Here is a 16818-nt window from a genome sequence, read left to right as displayed (position 1 = left end):
TTATTATTCAATGACCAAAGTTATTTATTATATATCTTATATATATCATATATTTGGGGAAAATTTAGAAGAAAGAAATTTGGGGATGGATAAAACGTAATGAAAAAAATTATGAGAAAAATTTGGGGGTTTACAAAATGACCATCAATGATTCTAAGGTATTAGACCACTGGAAAGCTTTTTCAGGTCCAAACCTTGGGTATGTCATGGAGCAATACGATCTATTTCTAGCCAACCCGGAAGAAGTGGATCCGGAACTGAAAAACTTTTTTGAAGTAGCAGGTCCTCCTTCATTCGATGTATCGGTAGAAACAACGATTGGAAGTGCACCAACTGTACAAACTGGAGAAGTTCTTCCAATGAAGAAAATTATGTCTGCAGTAAAGTTAGCTGAAAATATCCGTGCATACGGACATCTTGCTGCAAATATTTATCCTTTAAAAGAAGAAGCTCTTGACACTGAACAAATTCACTTTGAAAAATATGGCTTGACTGCAGATGATTTAAGGAAAATACCGGCTGACTTTATTTGCCCGGAATCACCTGAAGACGTGAAAGACGGATACGAAGCCGTACAATACCTAAAACAACTCTATACAAAAACGATAGCCTTTGAATTTCACCATGTTAATGACTTGGATGAAAAGCAATGGCTTACTGATATGGTCGAATCCGGAAACATGTTCCCGGAAGTGACTAAAGAGAAAAGAGAACTATTACTTAAACGATTGAATGAAGTCGAAGGATTCGAGAAATTCCTTCACCGCACATATGTAGGGCAAAAACGTTTCTCTATTGAAGGACTGGATGCTTTGGTTCCGATTTTAGATGAAATGATTTCACAAACCGTTCAAAACGGAACGGGGAATGTGAATATTGCCATGGCTCACCGAGGACGTTTGAATGTGCTTGCACATGTATTAGGAAAGCCATATGAGGTCATTTTCTCTGAATTCCAACATTCACCGAATAAAGATTTGGTTCCTTCCGAAGGTTCAACAGGCATTAACAATGGATGGACTGGTGATGTTAAATACCATTTAGGTCTGGATAAACAGATAACTAAAGCAAATATACAAAAAGCAAGGATAACACTTGCCAATAACCCAAGTCACTTGGAAGTAGTCGGTCCAATCGTGGAAGGGTATTCTCGTGCGGCACAAGAAGACCGTTCTGAAAAAGGATTCCCGGTTCAAGACATTTCCAAATCTCTTGCAATCCTGATTCATGGTGATGCAGCATTCCCAGGTGAAGGAATTGTACCTGAAACGTTTAACTTAAGCCGTTTACGCGGTTATCAAGTTGGTGGCGCCATCCATATCATCGCGAATAACATGATCGGTTTTACAACGGAAAGTGAAGATTCACGTTCTACCTTATATGCTAGTGATTTGGCCAAAGGCTTTGAAGTGCCGATCGTGCATGTGAATGCAGATGATCCGGAAGCATGTATGGCTGCTGTGAACCTTGCTAACCTATATCGTGAAAAATACAACAAGGATTTCTTGATCGACCTGATCGGTTACAGACGTTTCGGCCATAACGAAATGGATGAGCCATTGGTGACTCAACCTGAAATGTATGCATTAATTCATAAGCACTCAACCGTTAAAGAGCTTTATGGAAAAAAACTGATTCAATCTGGCGAGTTCACTGAAGCTGAAGTTAAAGCGATTGCTGAGCAAGTAGATACAAGGCTTGCAGATGCATATGCGAAAATTTCCGGAAATAAACCGGAAGCTTCTAAAGAATGTAATCCTCCTGGGATTATTGAAAAAGGACTTCCAGCCATTGATACGGCAGTTCCGAAACAAGAACTTGTTACAATTAACGAAGAACTTGTTAAGTGGCCAGAAGGATTCACTCCTAATAAAAAATTAGGAAAGATCTTATCACGTCGCTTGGATTCCTTTGGTGCTGACGGAAAAGTTGATTGGGCTCATGCTGAGACATTGGCATTTGCATCCATATTGAGTGACGGCACTCCAATCCGTTTGACAGGACAAGATTCAGAGCGTGGAACATTCGCTCAACGTAATATCATGTTACATGATAGTGTTAACGGAAAAACATATTCACCACTTCACACACTAGAAACTGCCAAAGCATCATTCGCTGTTCATAACAGCCCGCTTACTGAAACGGCAGTTCTGGCTTATGAATATGGTTATAATGTATTTGCACCTGAGACACTTGTATTATGGGAAGGACAATTCGGTGACTTCGCTAATACAGCACAAGTGATCTTTGACCAATTCATCGCGGCAGGCCGTGCAAAATGGGGTCAAAAATCAGGTCTTGTCATGCTGCTTCCACACGGCTATGAAGGACAAGGACCAGAGCACTCAAGTGCACGCCTGGAGCGTTTCCTTCAATTAGCGGCTGAAAACAACTGGACAGTTGCCAACTTAAGCTCGGCAGCTCAATACTTCCATATCCTTAGAAGACAAGCTAAGATTTTGGATCAAGAGCAAGTACGCCCGCTTGTCATCATGACACCGAAGAGTATGCTTCGTAATCAAGTGATGGCTTCTACAGCAGGAGAATTCAGTGAAGGCTCTTTTGAATCATTCGTAGAAACCAAAGCTTTGGGCAAAAAACCTAAATCGGTTGAACGCATTGTTTTTGCATCAGGTAAATTGGCGGTTGAACTTCGTGAAAAAGCGGCAACTGAAAAAAATACAGATTGGTTGCAAATCATCAGTATCGAAGAAATTTATCCATTCCCATTCACTGGAGTTCAAGAAGCCCTGAAAAAATATACAAATCTTAAAGAAATCTTCTGGGCTCAAGAAGAACCTAAAAACATGGGTGCTTGGACATTTGTTGAACCACGCCTAAATGCAGCGGCTCCTGGCAATCTTTCAGTAACATATATAGGAAGGAAGCGCAGATCAAGCCCGGCTGAGGGAGATCCACTTGTCCATAAAAATGAACAACAACGGATTATGACTCAAGCAATTACACGCAATAATGAGGGGGAGAAATAAAATGGCTGAAGTAAAAGTACCTGAATTAGCAGAATCAATTTCTGAAGGATCTATTGCGCAATGGTTAAAACAACCCGGTGATCACGTTGAAAAAGGAGAATATGTCCTTGAACTTGAAACGGATAAAGTGAACGTAGAAATCATTTCAGATTATACTGGTACACTTTCGGAACATTTAGCAGAAGAAGGCGATACTGTCCAAGTTGGACAGGCTATCGCCATCGTTGATGAAAATGGATCAGCTGCTGCAGCTCCAAAAGCGGAAGCTCCTAAGGTTGAAGAAGCTAAAGCAGAACCAGCTAAGGCTGAACAAGCGGCTCCTGCTAAAGAGGCTCCTAAAGCTGAAGCGAAAGAAGCATCATCCACTCAACAAGTTATTGCATCACCAGCTGCAAGGAAATTGGCTCGCGAAAAAGGAATTGACTTGACTCAAGTGCCTGTAGCCGATCCACTAGGTCGCGTACGTGTACAAGACGTAGAAGCAGCAAGTAATGCACCTGCAGCACCTGCGGCAGCTCCTAAACAAGCTCCTGCAGCTAAAAAAGCAGCAGCACCTGTTGAAGTGAATGATGACCGCATTGAAGTGGTTAAGATGACACGCCGTCGTCAAACCATTGCCAAACGTCTAGTTCAAGTACAATCCGAAGCAGCCATGCTTACTACTTTTAACGAAGTCGATCTTTCTGCAGTCATGGAATTGCGTAGCCGCCATAAGGATTCTTTCGTGAAAACAAATGATGTTAAACTTGGTTTCATGTCATTCTTCACTAAAGCAGTCATTGGCGCATTGAAAAAATATCCGTTATTGAATGCTGAAATCCAAGGCGACCATATCCTGAAAAAGAACTTTTATGATATCGGTGTAGCTGTATCCACTGATGAAGGTCTTGTTGTTCCGGTAGTAAGGGATGCTGACCGCAAAAGCTTTGCTGAAATCGAGAAGAACATTTCGGATTTAGCTGTTAAAGCGCGTAACAACAAACTGGGACTTTCAGATTTATCAGGTGGTACTTTTACTATCACAAACGGCGGGACTTTCGGTTCCCTATTATCTACACCAATTTTGAATGCCCCTCAAGTTGGAATCTTGGGCATGCATACAATCAAGACTCGTCCGATCGCTGTTGGAGATCAAATCGAAAACAGGCCAATGATGTACCTTGCATTATCTTATGATCACCGTATCGTTGACGGAAAAGAAGCTGTTGGTTTCTTAGTGGCTATCAAAGATATGCTGGAAGATCCAGAACAACTTTTACTTCAAGGCTAATAAAATAATACGAACCCCCATGTCATCATGACATGGGGGTTTTTTGTGTGTGAAGAACTGAAAGGATATTTTCATAGAAAAAAGATAATGGGATTCAAGAAAGGTCATATCTATCTATCTAAATGAATGTTTTTGAAGGTATTTTTGAATGAATTTGAGTATTTTTAAACGTTTATGATTGATTATTGCTTCGTTTTCATATATGATGATGATATTAAAGTGAGGTGGGCGAATTGTTGACAACTGAAAGGCACCAGTTCATCTTATCGATCCTTAAAGAACAAGGAACGGTAAAGCTGCAAGAGCTTGTAGATCAGTTACAAGCCTCGGAGTCGACCATTCGGAGAGATTTAGTGCAACTCGAAGAAATGAAGCTCTTGAAACGCGTGCATGGTGGGGCCTCTTTACTTCAAAGAAAAGGCCTTGAACCAACAACTATGGAAAAGCAATACAAAGCAAGAGCTGAAAAACAACTTATAGCAAAGCTGGCGGCTTCATTCATAGAGAAAAATGATTGTATATATCTTGATGCAGGCACGACAACTGCGGAAATGATTCCTTATTTAAAGGATAAAAATATAACGGTGCTGACGAATGGTCTTATGCATATTCCAAAACTCATCGAATTGGAAATCAAAACAGTGTTAGTGGGCGGAACGATAAAATTTTCGACAAATGCTGTTATTGGAAGTAATGCTGTACAGTTTCTGAATGAATACCGTTTTGATAAATGTTTCTTGGGAATGAACGGCATCCATCAAGATCTGGGTTTCACAACACCCGACCCGGAGGAAGCTCTACTGAAGAAGATGGCATTACGCCTCTCTAACGAGACATACGTGCTTGCTGACAGTTCAAAACTGAATGAAGCTACTTTCGCTAAGGTGGCAGATGTAAGCGATGCCATAATCCTCACTGACAGCAATGATGAAGAGGCTATTGCTCAACTCCATAAAAATCCAAAGATAAAGGTCGTGACCATTTAATGATTTATACAGTGACACTAAACCCATCCATCGATTACCTGGTCGAGGTGGAGAGTTTTCAAATGGGCAAGGTGAATCGAACCAGTTATGATGCAAAATTCCCAGGAGGGAAAGGGATCAACGTTTCCCGAGTGCTTAAAAGGCTGGGAAATAGTACGACAGCGTTAGGATTCATCGGTGGACAAACTGGTGAATTTGTAAAAAGGTTTTTAAGACAAGAAGAGATTTACACGGACTTTACAGAGATAGCTGGAGATACAAGAATAAACGTTAAATTGAAAACAGGGCTGGAGACAGAAATAAATAGCCAAGGGCCAATCATTTCAAAAGGGAATTATCAACAATTATTTAGTCAAATCGAACAGATGAATAATAATGATATCCTCATTTTGTCAGGAAGCATCCCTCCAAGCGTTCCTTCGGATGTATACGAAGCCATGGCAAGGTCTTGTTCCCATAACGGCATTAAAGTGGTGGTGGATACGAGTGGCAAGGAATTACTGAATGTCCTTGCACACCGGCCATTTTTAATAAAGCCCAATCATCATGAACTGGGTGAGCTTTTTTCAACCGAAATAAGAACGGTTGATGATGCTAGGGAATATGGCGCTAAATTGGTTGAAGCAGGAGCACAAAACGTTATTGTTTCAATGGCGGGACAGGGGGCCGTGCTTTGCTCCGGTGGAGAGTCATATTCCGCAAATGTTCCAAAAGGGAACGTCATCAATTCAGTGGGTGCCGGTGATTCCATGGTCGCAGGTTTCATCGGGACATATGAAAGTACAGGGGATATTCTATCTGCTTTCCGCTTCAGTCTTGCAGCAGGAAGTGCTACAGCCTTTTCATCCGATCTCGGTACATTGGATAAAATTGAAGAGTTATTACCGCAAATTGCCATCAATCATCTAACAGGAGGCTGACTCTATGAAAATTACAGACTTGTTAAAATTGGATACAATCATCATCAATCTGCAAAGCGTTACAAAGCAAGCAGTCATTGATGAACTATCAGGAAAGCTAGCCGATGCAGACAGGTTAAACGATGTGGAGGGTTTCAAAGCTGCCATCTTAAAACGTGAAGAGCAAAGCACCACAGGGATTGGTGAAGGGATAGCCATACCACACGCAAAAACAAGTGCTGTAAGGGTACCTGCCATCTGTTTCGGCAAATCTGTCAGTGGTGTGGATTATGAATCGCTTGATGGGCAGCCGGCTCATTTGTTCTTTATGATTGCAGCAAGTGAAGGAGCGAATGCAGATCACTTGGAAACCCTTTCCCGGCTTTCTTCATTACTGATGGATGATAAATTCAGAGCCCAATTGATTTCTGCTACTTCTGGTGAGGAAGTGTTGGAGATAATCAATCAAAAAGAAATGGAAGCCGATGAAGAAGAAATAGAAGAGCAGCAATCAAGTAATGCTGCCAGTGGTAACAATAAAGGAGTTAAAATCCTAGCCGTTACAGCTTGTCCAACAGGAATTGCCCATACTTATATGGCTGCCGATGCGTTAAAGGCTAAAGCTAAGGAAATGGGAATCGATTTCAAAGTCGAAACAAATGGTTCCACAGGAATCAAAAATGGATTAACCTCCGCAGAAATTGATGAGGCGGATGCGATTATCGTTGCAGCTGATAAGCAGGTGGAAATGGATCGATTTAATGGAAAACATGTCATTGTGGTCCCAGTAGCCCATGGAATCCGGAAGACCGAGGAGCTGTTAACCAGAGCCTTGAATCAGGATGCCCCTGTTTACAAAGGAACAGGAAACGATAAAAGTGATGAAGGTGATTCAGCAAAAGGAGGATTGGGGATTTACAAGCACTTAATGAATGGCGTAAGTAATATGCTTCCATTTGTCGTCGGGGGCGGAATCTTGATTGCGCTTTCTTTCTTTTTTGGAATCGAGGCAGCCGATCCGGCAAATCCGGATTATAATCCCATTGCCAAAGCATTAAGTGATATTGGCGGGGGAAATGGTGCCTTCTTCTTACTTGTCCCTGTCCTGGCTGGATTCATTGCTTCAAGTATTGCCGACCGTCCGGGTTTTGCTCCTGGTATGGTAGGGGGATTATTGGCAGCACAGGCTAATGCCGGTTTTCTTGGCGGACTGATCGCTGGTTTCCTTGCAGGTTATGTCGTCTTACTTTTAAGAAAATTGTTTTCCAGATTACCGCAAACACTCGATGGCATTAAACCGGTTTTACTCTATCCTGTATTCGGTATGTTAATTACAGGGTTTATCATGTTATTTCTCATAAATGAACCAGTAACCGCAATTAACATGGGGTTGACCAATTGGCTGCAAGGTTTATCTGGTACGAACGCAATATTCCTTGGCTTGATTCTTGGAGGGATGATGGCTGTAGATATGGGTGGCCCCCTAAACAAGGCTGCCTTCACATTTGGGCTAGCGGCCATTGAAGCTCAAAGTTTCGGACCGCACGCTGCTGTAATGGCTGGTGGAATGGTTCCTCCTCTAGGGATTGCCTTTGCCACTACACTTTTTAAAAGCAAATTCACTGAAATGGAAAGAAAATCAGGATTCACTAATTACTTCATGGGTGCTTCGTTCATTACAGAAGGAGCGATTCCTTTTGCGGCAGCGGATCCATTGCGTGTTATCGTCAGTAGTGTTGTCGGTGCAGCGACAGCGGGAGCACTGTCAATGGCTTTTAACGTGACTCTCCCTGCACCACATGGTGGAATATTTGTCATCCCACTTGTCAATCACCCATTTTTCTATTTGTTGGCCATTTTAATAGGATCCCTCATCACCGCCTTACTATTAGGGTTCTGGAAAAAGAAACGGATATAAAAAAAACTGAAAGAAAGCGGGTCCAAGTGCATTGGATCCGCATTCAGTTTGTAGACAAAAAGGTTTCGGAATGGCATCATTCCGGAACCTTTTTGAATTTTATTGGATGGAAGCAGTTATAAATAGAGGATCTAAGATGACTATCATGCGTATTTACTGCTGCCGCATGAAACGAATAGGCAAACTGTTTTGTTCTCTTGCACATAGTAGCTACTCTCAGGATCAGTTGCCTTTCTTTAATCTCCTTGTTTTCTTCCTTGATGGCACCTGTTTCCTTTTGATAGATGTTTCACTATATCTAAAAATTAAAACCAACTCAAATAATTGTCGAGTTTTTTTTGCTACACCATTTAATCATTGCACCCAGCCTTTTAAACCACTGTGATAATTATTCACATTCTGGGTGTGGTAGAGTCCTTTAACACCTTCTGTACCATCTGATTTAAAGCGACAAGGTTCCAATCCTTTGCTTATTCCATACGAAGAAAAAGTCATTTAAGCATCTTGGCAGAGCGGATTGTCCGATATCAATTTAGTGCCGATCGAGCTTTGGCTAATTGGGGTTTCACAATATTGAAGTGATAATATATCTATAAGAAAAATCATTGTAGATAGCTGTTTATTACCGTTAACGAAACTTATCAGTCATTAAGAACGTACAATATAGTAATGTGACCTAAAAACAGGGAGGAAGTAAGTATGGACTTGACCCCAAAACAACAAAACTTTTTGCTATCATTAACCACTGATTGGCAGACACCGATTCAAATTGCTGGCCGTCTTCCGAAAGAATGGGGAAACCTATCCTGTGTAAATCAGACTCTTAGAGATTTAGTGCGTGAAGGATTGGTGCAAGCTAATCCAGTGATGTTCGGTCTATTCCGATTAACCACGGATGGCATGACCATAAAGGAGTTAGAGTTGGGTGAGAACTAATGATATATGGTCAACTTACACAAGAGGATAAAATTCATTTTATTCGATTAGCTGTTATTTCAATCGTAATTCAACAATGAAAATTAACATTGCCTAAAATAAAAAAACTAAAGACAAACTCGATTTTCATCGAGTTTGTCTTTAGTATGAAAGCGCATCTAATTACAGCGCATGCGCTTTTCTAGTATCCAATCCAAAACTTCAGTCCGGTTGCCGAAAGGGTGATACAAAAATGCGGTTCGCTTCAGGAAACCTCGCATCACTTTAAAAGATATATGATTAATTATTAAATGTGGCTAGAAGCCTATAGCCTATCTGATTTTCAACTATCAGAGCTGGATGGGATTTTTCGCGCAGTTTCAATTGATCGATCCGGATTCAAACCATACTCGCCCTTAGCATTTTAAGGTTGCAGGTTTCTTTTTTAAATAGAATTTCCGTGAAAAACTTCCTCAATCGGTCCACTTTATATGCAGGAGTGGCTAATTGGAAATGTGGACAATACCCCCCCTCATTCCTTATAGATCCAATATTAAAACAAAATAATTATAAAAAGGTTTGCTAATCTTAATATCGACTGGTTTATTAAAGCATGAATTTTTATGTTTATGGGTAATGGAATATAAAATCGAACAAAAGGAGTGAACGTACATGCTGAAGAAAAATACCTTAAAAACTACGAAAAGGGATGATATGATTGATGTTACGACAGAAGTACAGGCATTCATCAAGGAAAAGGGGATTCAAGAGGGGATAGCTCTTATATATTGTCCACATACGACAGCAGGGATCACGATTAATGAAAATGCCGATCCCGATGTTAAAAAGGATATGCTAAGAAGACTGGATGAGCAATACCCATGGAATCATACATTGGATTTACATATGGAAGGAAACACGGCAGCCCATTTGAAATCAAGTACGGTTGGTTCTTCACAGCAGGTGATCATCCATAAAGGGAGCTTGATCCTTGGCACTTGGCAAGGTGTATATTTTTGTGAATTCGATGGTCCCAGAGATAGGCAATATTTTATTAAATTATGTGTCGACAGGTAAATTGGAAAGTACGGCAAGGTTGAAGTGGGAGGAAGCGGATTGGACGATGTTTGGATTGAAGGAAGTAAAGTAATATTGAGGAATGTTAAACAAGCCGATTTAAAACGTTTATGGAGCCTGAAATATGGAGAAGCCGATCCAGAATGGAAAAAGTGGGATGCACCTTATCATCCACTTGAACTCATTGATTTCCAAACGTATATCGATAAAGAAGCGAAGCATAGAACCTATGATGAAAAAATGGGGGCTTACTCTGAGCTATTACTGGAAAAAAATGATCAAATAATAGGATCTGTTGTATATTACTGGGAACATGAACCTTCCCGTTGGCTTGAAATCGGAATTACGATATTTGAGCCCAAGTATTGGAATGGCGGTTATGGAACAGAATCGTTAATGTTATTCATAGGCTATTTATTCGAAAAAATGGAGATTGAGCGGGTGGGTCTGACGACATGGTCAGGTAATGAACGCATGATCGCAGTTGGAGAAAAGGTAGGTATGCAAGTAGAGGGAAGAATGAGAAAATGTCGTTATCATGATGGTTATTATTATGATTCAATCAGAATGGGAATGCTACGGGAAGAATGGGAATCATTAAAATTCTGAAGTTAATAGACCCCCGTGAAAATTTTTCCTTCATTTCCTTGGAAAAAATTTAGCACTGTTTTCTCCCAAATGGTCTGTTATCCTTGGAAGATGCTTAACGAGGAGGTTACAGGATGAAATTATCAGTATTATTAACCGTGATAATGACTCTAAGTGTCATCATACTTGGGATAGCTTTTCCTAAGGGAACGACCAGTAAAGCTTCGGATGGAGCAACCAAACATGTCATTAAACAAGGTGAATCGATATGGGATATTGCGAAGCAGTACGGTGTTCCAATCGGAAAGTTGAAAGAAGTCAATAATAATGTAAATAATGTTGCCGAGCCCGGTAAAACATTAATTATTCCACATGTAATGAATGAAAAAGATAAAGAATTATTAGCAAGGCTTGTGCATGCAGAAGCTAAAGGGGAGCCATACAGAGGTAAGGTTGAGGTGGCAGGAGTTGTTTTGAATCGTCTTGATAGCGATGAATTTCCTGATACGGTACGGGAAGTGATTTATCAAAAAAACCAATTCTCGCCTGTTGGTGATGGCAGTATAAATAAACCAGCAGGAGATGATGCCAAGAAAGCTGTCAATGAAGCATTGGCGATTCATGGGTATACAAATGATGCCTTGTATTTTTGGAATCCTAGTATTTCGGACAGTGAATGGATGAAACAATTAGATGTAATAAAAATTATCGGCGGCCACCATTTTGCCATATAAACTATATCACAAGAACCGGCTTTCCAAAGGGGAGGCCGGTTTTTTATTTTTGAAACCTTCCGTTAAACGATATCAGCCCACATCTCGCGGGGATTCAATTCATAAATGCTGTTTTCACGGTACATGATACTCCCGATAATGAGTTCACGTCTTATTGTTGCATAATCATCATGGAAAGACTGGATGAATTCATTCAATTCTTTTTCTGGATATTTCCGTCCCTTTTCCAAAAGGCTGGCTATATGATGAAGAACGATCATTTTCTTTTTTCTCTGTGCAGGTATGGTTTTTAGTCGACCATCTGGCATCAAAAAGTTTTCAAGGATCTTTTTGTGTTCTAAATTCAGCTTTTGATTATCCATTTTATTGGAATCCCCCTTAGTTGAAACCATTTTAGGTAATGCTGATGAATAATGCTTCAGGACATCTTCATTCAAAAAATAATATACCGTATTTTTTTCCCTTCGATCCTTCACTAAATTAATGTCCTTCAATTTAGTTAAATGGTGTGAGATTGTCGGGGCCGTCAATTTTAATATTCCGGCAAGTGCCTGTCCGTGTTTTGGACCATTTGCCAGGATGGATATAATTCTAATCCTTGTTACATCACCAATCGTTTTATGGAAAGCGACCAATTTTTCTAGTTGCACTTTAATCCCTCCCTTAATTAGATTATCATCTAATTAGATGATAATCTAATTAAGGGGTGATAATCAAGTTAATATTCACTTTTCTATATTGCTTGGAAGATCTAATGTATACTTTAGTTGAATACTAAAAAATTAATGCGGAATTAAGGAGCTGTAACATGGCTAATACACATGTTTATACAAAAAAAGAAGAAGTGGTCAATGCGATAACCCACGGTGTCGGCGTTTTGTTAAGTATTGCAGCACTTGTGTTTTTAATCATATTCTCAGCCCAAACAGGATCGCCTTGGAATATAGTCATTTCAGTCATTTATGGTGTTTCCATGCTACTTTTATACGTCTCTTCCACTTTAGTGCATAGTTTTCCAGAGGGCAAAACAAAGGATATATTTGAAATCTTTGATCATTCAGCCATATATATATTCATTGCAGGAACATACACGCCAATCATGCTTCTTGTGATCCAAGGGTCACTAGGCTGGACACTGCTGGGTATAATTTGGGGAGTTGCCATAGTTGGGGTCGTCTTCAAAGCTTTCTATGTGAAAAAATTCCTCTTCCTTTCGACGATTCTCTATATTGCAATGGGGTGGATGATCGTTATCGTTTGGGGACCACTTACAGCAACGATGCCAACAGCTGGTATCCAGTTACTGATTGCAGGTGGATTGCTTTATACGTTTGGAGCCATATTTTATGTTTGGCGCGGTTTTCCGTTTCATCACGCGGTTTGGCATTTATTCGTGCTTGGGGGATCTGTCACACACTTTTTTGCGGTATTGTTTTATATCCTTCCACTATGATCACTTGGTCGATTTAATGTATATGAGGAAATCTTGAGTTTTATTTGACCTCTATTAGGAAATAGATAAGGTATACAGACTAAAGGAGGAAAAACTCATGAGAAGATCAATCAAAATATTATCAGTGCCGTTTGCCGCTGTGCTTGTTTTGGCTGGATGCGGCGAAGAAAACGATGAAGTGAAAAACCCGCTGGTTCAGGAAAATGAAAATCAAGCTGAAAATAATCCTGAAACAGGAACGGATAATAATGAAAAATTGCCTTTCACTTATAAGGATTTTCAATTGGAAGCGGATTATACAGGCAATGATAACGAATACGAAGCTGAATATGATACCATGGGAGCTCAAACAGAAGCTTCGATCAAGGACAAACTTAACAAACATGAAGTTCACGGTGATGAAGCAATGAAAGAATTGACCCCGATTCTAGAAAAATTGACATTCACCAAAGATTCATCAGAGGAGGAGGTCATTCAAGAAGTGACAAAAGCTTTTAATTTGAAGGATGACTATCAAGAATTTGATTTAGAGGTCGTTTTCGAAGATGGTACGAAAAAAGAATATAAAGTGAATAATAAGTAACTAAAGCCGTTACTATATATCCTTAAGTAATTAAATGGCAGCATGTTCATGTGTGTCCTCAATAGTTGTCAAATTACTGTTACTATAGTAAAATGATTACGGTTAGCAAAGGGGATAATATACATTTGCTATTTATATTCGGACTTATGGGGATAGGACCGCAATAATTACTTGTAAAAAAGATTCTTTTTTAAGAGTCTTTTTTTTGTGCAAGTGTTCGGGAATTTGAATATAAATGAAAGAGAGGGTACCACAAGCAGTACCCTCTCTTTCATTTACCCATCATTGGGAAAGTGGTGCATTTTTTTTTGGTAGCATATTAGCCGAGGCTAACCTTGAACGGATTGTAATGCCAAGCCATGATGCAAGGAATGCCTTTAAAACGCCTACGATTATAAATGGAGCAAAACCGCTGGCAAATGCCACTGGCCAAGATAATGAACTCATATATTTTAACCAAACCGTACCGATGACTAAAGTAATTATCATCCCGATTGTATTGGCAAGGAAAGCCATTGCAACTGAGAAACGGGTTTTTTCCAATATCAGCCCCGTTATATATACTGTCGGGATATAGGATAATAAATAACCGCCTGTCGGACCGAATATCTTAGCTAATCCTCCAGACATTTCAGCGAATACCGGCACTCCCGCTGCCCCTATGAACAAGTATAATAAAACGGAAGAAGTTCCATAACGTGAACCGAGTATCGTTGCTGCCAGTCCGACTGCTAGAGTCTGTCCTGTAATCGGTACTAAGGGCAGTGGAATTGTAATTTGGGCAAGTATTCCTATAAGTGCTGCAAATAAAGCTGTAACCATCATCATTCTTAACTTCTCATGACGCTCCTTCATTGTGCTTCCCCCTAATGTAAACCTATTTATATGACGAGTTAACATATAAAGAATTTTAATATGTTAACTAAACACTGTCAATGATATTATGGATTTTAATTCATTAATGATTTATTAGACTACATTGTTTGTAAGTGAACACAAGGGTAAAATTCAAAACTTGGAAAATAAATGAAACTTTTTTAATGCATAATTCGTATGAATGGTAAGCGAAGAAAATGGAGGGGATTATAACAATAGACTATCAATGTTGGTAAAACGCTTATCCCAGGTCCTTAAAATAGTATGCGGCTTGGAAAAAATCGAATTTAAAGGATGAAAGAGATGGAGTTATTTGGGGTTCCATTAGAAACAGTCTATTTATATGGATTAATTATATTCGGGGGGCTAACATTCTTATTTATCTTGTTTAATGATATATTTTCCGGCCTTGAATTACCGGATATATTTAATCCTACACTCATTTTTAGCTTTTTGACCGTGTTTTTTGCGAGTGGGTTTTTACTTGAATCTCTTTCAGGACTTCATGCTGGATTGAGTGCCGGCATTTCCCTGATCATTTCATTTACCATCGTCACTTTACTGAATGTATTTGTTTTGCTTCCCATCTCATCAGCGGAAGAAAGTTTGACATTTCATGATAATGATCTGAGAGGGAGGGTCGGCAGGGTTCTGACATCAATCCCGGTTGACGGGTTTGGGGAAGTCCTTATTGAAAGCATCAGTGGAAGCATCGCGAAAACTGCGGCCAGTTATAAGAATGAAGGAATTGTTTCGGATTCAAAGGTCTTGATCATCGAAGTTAAAAACGGGGTTGTCTATGTTATGCCCCACCAGGATTAAAAAAGGTAGGAGGTAGTTTATGTTTAATTTGATTTGGATTGTCGTCGCCATTGTAGCATTTTTACTTATCGCACTTATTGCTGTCTTTATTACGAAATACCGCACGGCTGGTCCTGATGAAGCATTGATCGTGACTGGAAGCTACTTAGGAAGCAAAAATGTTCACATCGACGAATCAGGAAATAAAATAAAAATCGTCCGCGGAGGTGGCGCTTTCGTTCTCCCGGTGTTCCAGCAAGCGGAACCACTAAGCTTGTTGTCAAGCAAACTTGAGGTCTCAACTCCTGAAGTATATACAGAACAGGGAGTTCCAGTCATGGCTGATGGTGTATCGATAATCAAGATTGGCGGTTCAATCACCGATATTGCCACAGCAGCGGAGCAATTCCTTGGTAAATCCAAAGATGACCGTGAACAGGAAGCACGGGAAGTCTTAGAGGGACATCTTCGTTCCATCCTTGGGTCGATGACAGTCGAGGAAATTTATAAAAACCGCGAAAAGTTTTCCCAGGAAGTACAGAGGGTAGCCTCGCAGGATTTAGCTAAAATGGGACTCATCATCGTATCGTTCACCATTAAAGATGTTCGGGACAAAAATGGATATCTTGAATCCCTTGGTAAGCCAAGAATCGCACAAGTAAAGAGGGATGCCGATATAGCTACCGCAGAAGCAGAGAAAGAAACGCGAATCAAGCGCGCAGAAGCATCGAAGGAAGCACAGCGAGCTGAACTTGAAAGGGCAACAGAAATTGCGGAAGCCGAAAAAATCAACAAGCTAAAGGTTGCGGAATTCCGTCGCGAGCAGGATATTGCCAAAGCACGAGCTGACCAAGCTTACGATCTTGAAACGGCTAGATCTAAACAGGATGTAACAGAACAGGAAATGCAAATCAGGATCATTGAACGTCAGAAGCAAATTGAGCTGGAGGAAAAAGAAATCCTTCGCCGTGAAAAGCAATATGATTCAGAAGTGAAGAAAAAGGCGGATGCCGACCGTTATGCGGTAGAGCAGGCAGCCTCCGCTAACAAGATGAAACAGATTACAGAAGCGGATGCCGATAAGTATAAAATTGAAGCCATGGCGAAAGCGGAAGCGGAACGTGTTCGTATGGACGGTCTTGCTAAAGCGGACGCACAAAGGGCACAAGGTACGACAGAAGCGGAAATCATCCGGTTAAAAGGGGTAGCCGAGGCCGAAGCCAAGCAGAAGATTGCAGAAGCCTTTGAACAGTTTGGGCAAGCGGCTGTAATGGACATGATTTTGAAAATGCTGCCGGAGTATGCAAAACAAGTGGCAAGCCCGCTTAGTAATATCGACAAGATCACTGTAGTGGACACGGGTGGAAGCGGTTCGAATGGCGGGGCTAATAAAGTGACCGGGTATGCAACGGATTTAATGGCATCCTTGCAGGAGTCATTAAAGGCATCTTCGGGAATTGATGTCAAAGACTTGCTTGAGAATTTCTCAGGAAAACGAAATTTACCATTCACCACCATCAGCCAGGAGAATATCGAAGCGAACATGAATATGGCAGCAGGCAAGGATGAGTAACAGAGAAAAATAAAATGAAGAAAGGTAAGAGCACTTATATGCTCTTACCTTTTTTTTGAATAGTGCTCGTTTAAAAAAGGCTGGATCAGTTTAACTGGCCTTTTATACTTAACAAATATGTTCGTCATACTCGGTTTTCAAGTAATTTATCATCT

Annotated in this window: 15 protein-coding genes and 1 pseudogene; 13 read left to right on the top strand and 3 right to left on the bottom strand. The window is 40.3% G+C overall.

What is annotated here, in order from left to right:
• Positions 1-137: 137 nt before the first annotated feature.
• The 5 genes from FNK51_RS14020 to FNK51_RS14000 all read left to right on the top strand — a co-directional run bounded on the left by FNK51_RS14020 (position 138) and on the right by FNK51_RS14000 (position 8063).
• Positions 138-2990, top strand: coding sequence for a 2-oxoglutarate dehydrogenase E1 component (locus FNK51_RS14020; RefSeq protein ID WP_141993740.1), 2853 nt, complete (start codon positions 138-140; stop codon positions 2988-2990).
• 1 nt (position 2991) lies between these two features.
• Entirely contained in the window at positions 2992-4260 is a 1269-nt protein-coding gene (gene odhB, locus FNK51_RS14015) for a 2-oxoglutarate dehydrogenase complex dihydrolipoyllysine-residue succinyltransferase (protein ID WP_141993739.1), read from the top strand.
• A 233-nt stretch (positions 4261-4493) separates the two neighbouring features.
• Positions 4494-5246 (top strand): DeoR/GlpR family DNA-binding transcription regulator, encoded by a 753-nt coding sequence (locus tag FNK51_RS14010; RefSeq protein WP_098369383.1) that lies wholly within the window; start codon positions 4494-4496, stop codon positions 5244-5246.
• Entirely contained in the window at positions 5246-6166 is a 921-nt protein-coding gene (pfkB, locus tag FNK51_RS14005; protein WP_098369384.1) for a 1-phosphofructokinase, read from the top strand. Before FNK51_RS14010 ends, pfkB begins: the two co-directional genes overlap by 1 nt.
• A gap of 4 nt (positions 6167-6170) precedes the next feature.
• The gene (locus tag FNK51_RS14000; RefSeq protein ID WP_141993738.1) at positions 6171-8063 is read left to right on the top strand and encodes a PTS fructose transporter subunit IIABC; all 1893 of its coding nucleotides are present in this window, start codon (positions 6171-6173) and stop codon (positions 8061-8063) included.
• Positions 8064-8371: 308 nt separating this feature from the next.
• On the opposite strand, the pseudogene FNK51_RS13995 reads toward FNK51_RS14000, so the two are convergent.
• A pseudogene (locus tag FNK51_RS13995) lies at positions 8372-8635 on the bottom strand (IS1595 family transposase); the annotation flags it as partial.
• Between the two features lie 127 nt (positions 8636-8762).
• Between FNK51_RS13995 and FNK51_RS13990 the strand changes: the two are divergent.
• The 4 genes from FNK51_RS13990 (at position 8763) to FNK51_RS13975 (ending at position 11377) form a co-directional block, all read left to right on the top strand.
• Complete coding sequence (locus tag FNK51_RS13990; RefSeq protein WP_141993737.1) at positions 8763-8999, top strand: hypothetical protein; 237 nt, start codon at positions 8763-8765, stop codon at positions 8997-8999.
• A 651-nt stretch (positions 9000-9650) separates the two neighbouring features.
• Entirely contained in the window at positions 9651-10055 is a 405-nt protein-coding gene (locus tag FNK51_RS13985; RefSeq protein WP_141993736.1) for a secondary thiamine-phosphate synthase enzyme YjbQ, read from the top strand.
• Between the two features lie 39 nt (positions 10056-10094).
• Complete coding sequence (locus tag FNK51_RS13980; protein ID WP_098369388.1) at positions 10095-10664, top strand: GNAT family N-acetyltransferase; 570 nt, start codon at positions 10095-10097, stop codon at positions 10662-10664.
• A 113-nt stretch (positions 10665-10777) separates the two neighbouring features.
• The gene (locus FNK51_RS13975; RefSeq protein WP_260398125.1) at positions 10778-11377 is read left to right on the top strand and encodes a cell wall hydrolase; all 600 of its coding nucleotides are present in this window, start codon (positions 10778-10780) and stop codon (positions 11375-11377) included.
• Positions 11378-11439: 62 nt separating this feature from the next.
• Here the strand turns inward: FNK51_RS13975 and FNK51_RS13970 are convergent, their stop codons facing one another.
• The gene (locus tag FNK51_RS13970) at positions 11440-12027 is read right to left on the bottom strand and encodes a DUF2087 domain-containing protein (protein WP_098369389.1); all 588 of its coding nucleotides are present in this window, start codon (positions 12025-12027) and stop codon (positions 11440-11442) included.
• A gap of 158 nt (positions 12028-12185) precedes the next feature.
• Between FNK51_RS13970 and trhA the strand changes: the two genes are divergently transcribed.
• Positions 12186-12830 carry a PAQR family membrane homeostasis protein TrhA gene (gene trhA, locus FNK51_RS13965; protein WP_141993735.1) on the top strand — a complete coding sequence of 215 codons (645 nt, stop codon included), beginning with the start codon at positions 12186-12188 and terminating at the stop codon, positions 12828-12830.
• 97 nt (positions 12831-12927) lie between these two features.
• A complete protein-coding gene (locus FNK51_RS13960) occupies positions 12928-13413 on the top strand; it encodes a YusW family protein (protein WP_141993734.1) in 486 nt (161 codons plus the stop codon).
• Between the two features lie 282 nt (positions 13414-13695).
• Here FNK51_RS13960 and FNK51_RS13955 read toward each other — a convergent pair whose 3' ends face one another.
• A complete protein-coding gene (locus FNK51_RS13955; protein ID WP_260398126.1) occupies positions 13696-14268 on the bottom strand; it encodes a biotin transporter BioY in 573 nt (190 codons plus the stop codon).
• A 324-nt stretch (positions 14269-14592) separates the two neighbouring features.
• On the opposite strand from FNK51_RS13955, the gene FNK51_RS13950 reads away from it, so the two are divergent.
• Positions 14593-15111 carry an NfeD family protein gene (locus FNK51_RS13950; RefSeq protein WP_098369392.1) on the top strand — a complete coding sequence of 173 codons (519 nt, stop codon included), beginning with the start codon at positions 14593-14595 and terminating at the stop codon, positions 15109-15111.
• A gap of 19 nt (positions 15112-15130) precedes the next feature.
• The gene (locus tag FNK51_RS13945; RefSeq protein ID WP_141993733.1) at positions 15131-16663 is read left to right on the top strand and encodes a flotillin lipid rafts scaffold protein FloT; all 1533 of its coding nucleotides are present in this window, start codon (positions 15131-15133) and stop codon (positions 16661-16663) included.
• Positions 16664-16818 lie beyond the last annotated feature (155 nt).

Origin of the sequence: Bacillus sp. B4EP4a (genome assembly GCF_006680105.1) — a bacterium.
GTDB lineage: Bacteria > Bacillota > Bacilli > Bacillales > DSM-1321 > Peribacillus > Peribacillus simplex_E.
Note: the sequence above shows the minus strand (reverse complement) of the source record. Positions and strands in the feature narration are given on the sequence as shown.

Excerpts from the sequence above, each read along its gene's own strand:
- trhA (WP_141993735.1), top strand. The coding sequence starts at position 12,186 with ATGGCTAATACACATGTTTATACAAAAAAAGAAGAAGTGGTCAATGCG.
- FNK51_RS13975 (WP_260398125.1), top strand. The coding sequence starts at position 10,778 with ATGAAATTATCAGTATTATTAACCGTGATAATGACTCTAAGTGTCATC.
- FNK51_RS13950 (WP_098369392.1), top strand. The coding sequence starts at position 14,593 with ATGGAGTTATTTGGGGTTCCATTAGAAACAGTCTATTTATATGGATTA.
- FNK51_RS13955 (WP_260398126.1), bottom strand. The coding sequence starts at position 14,268 with ATGAAGGAGCGTCATGAGAAGTTAAGAATGATGATGGTTACAGCTTTA.
- FNK51_RS13985 (WP_141993736.1), top strand. The coding sequence starts at position 9,651 with ATGCTGAAGAAAAATACCTTAAAAACTACGAAAAGGGATGATATGATT.
- FNK51_RS13990 (WP_141993737.1), top strand. The coding sequence starts at position 8,763 with ATGGACTTGACCCCAAAACAACAAAACTTTTTGCTATCATTAACCACT.
- odhB (WP_141993739.1), top strand. The coding sequence starts at position 2,992 with ATGGCTGAAGTAAAAGTACCTGAATTAGCAGAATCAATTTCTGAAGGA.
- pfkB (WP_098369384.1), top strand. The coding sequence starts at position 5,246 with ATGATTTATACAGTGACACTAAACCCATCCATCGATTACCTGGTCGAG.
- FNK51_RS14000 (WP_141993738.1), top strand. The coding sequence starts at position 6,171 with ATGAAAATTACAGACTTGTTAAAATTGGATACAATCATCATCAATCTG.
- FNK51_RS14020 (WP_141993740.1), top strand. The coding sequence starts at position 138 with ATGACCATCAATGATTCTAAGGTATTAGACCACTGGAAAGCTTTTTCA.
- FNK51_RS13945 (WP_141993733.1), top strand. The coding sequence starts at position 15,131 with ATGTTTAATTTGATTTGGATTGTCGTCGCCATTGTAGCATTTTTACTT.
- FNK51_RS13960 (WP_141993734.1), top strand. The coding sequence starts at position 12,928 with ATGAGAAGATCAATCAAAATATTATCAGTGCCGTTTGCCGCTGTGCTT.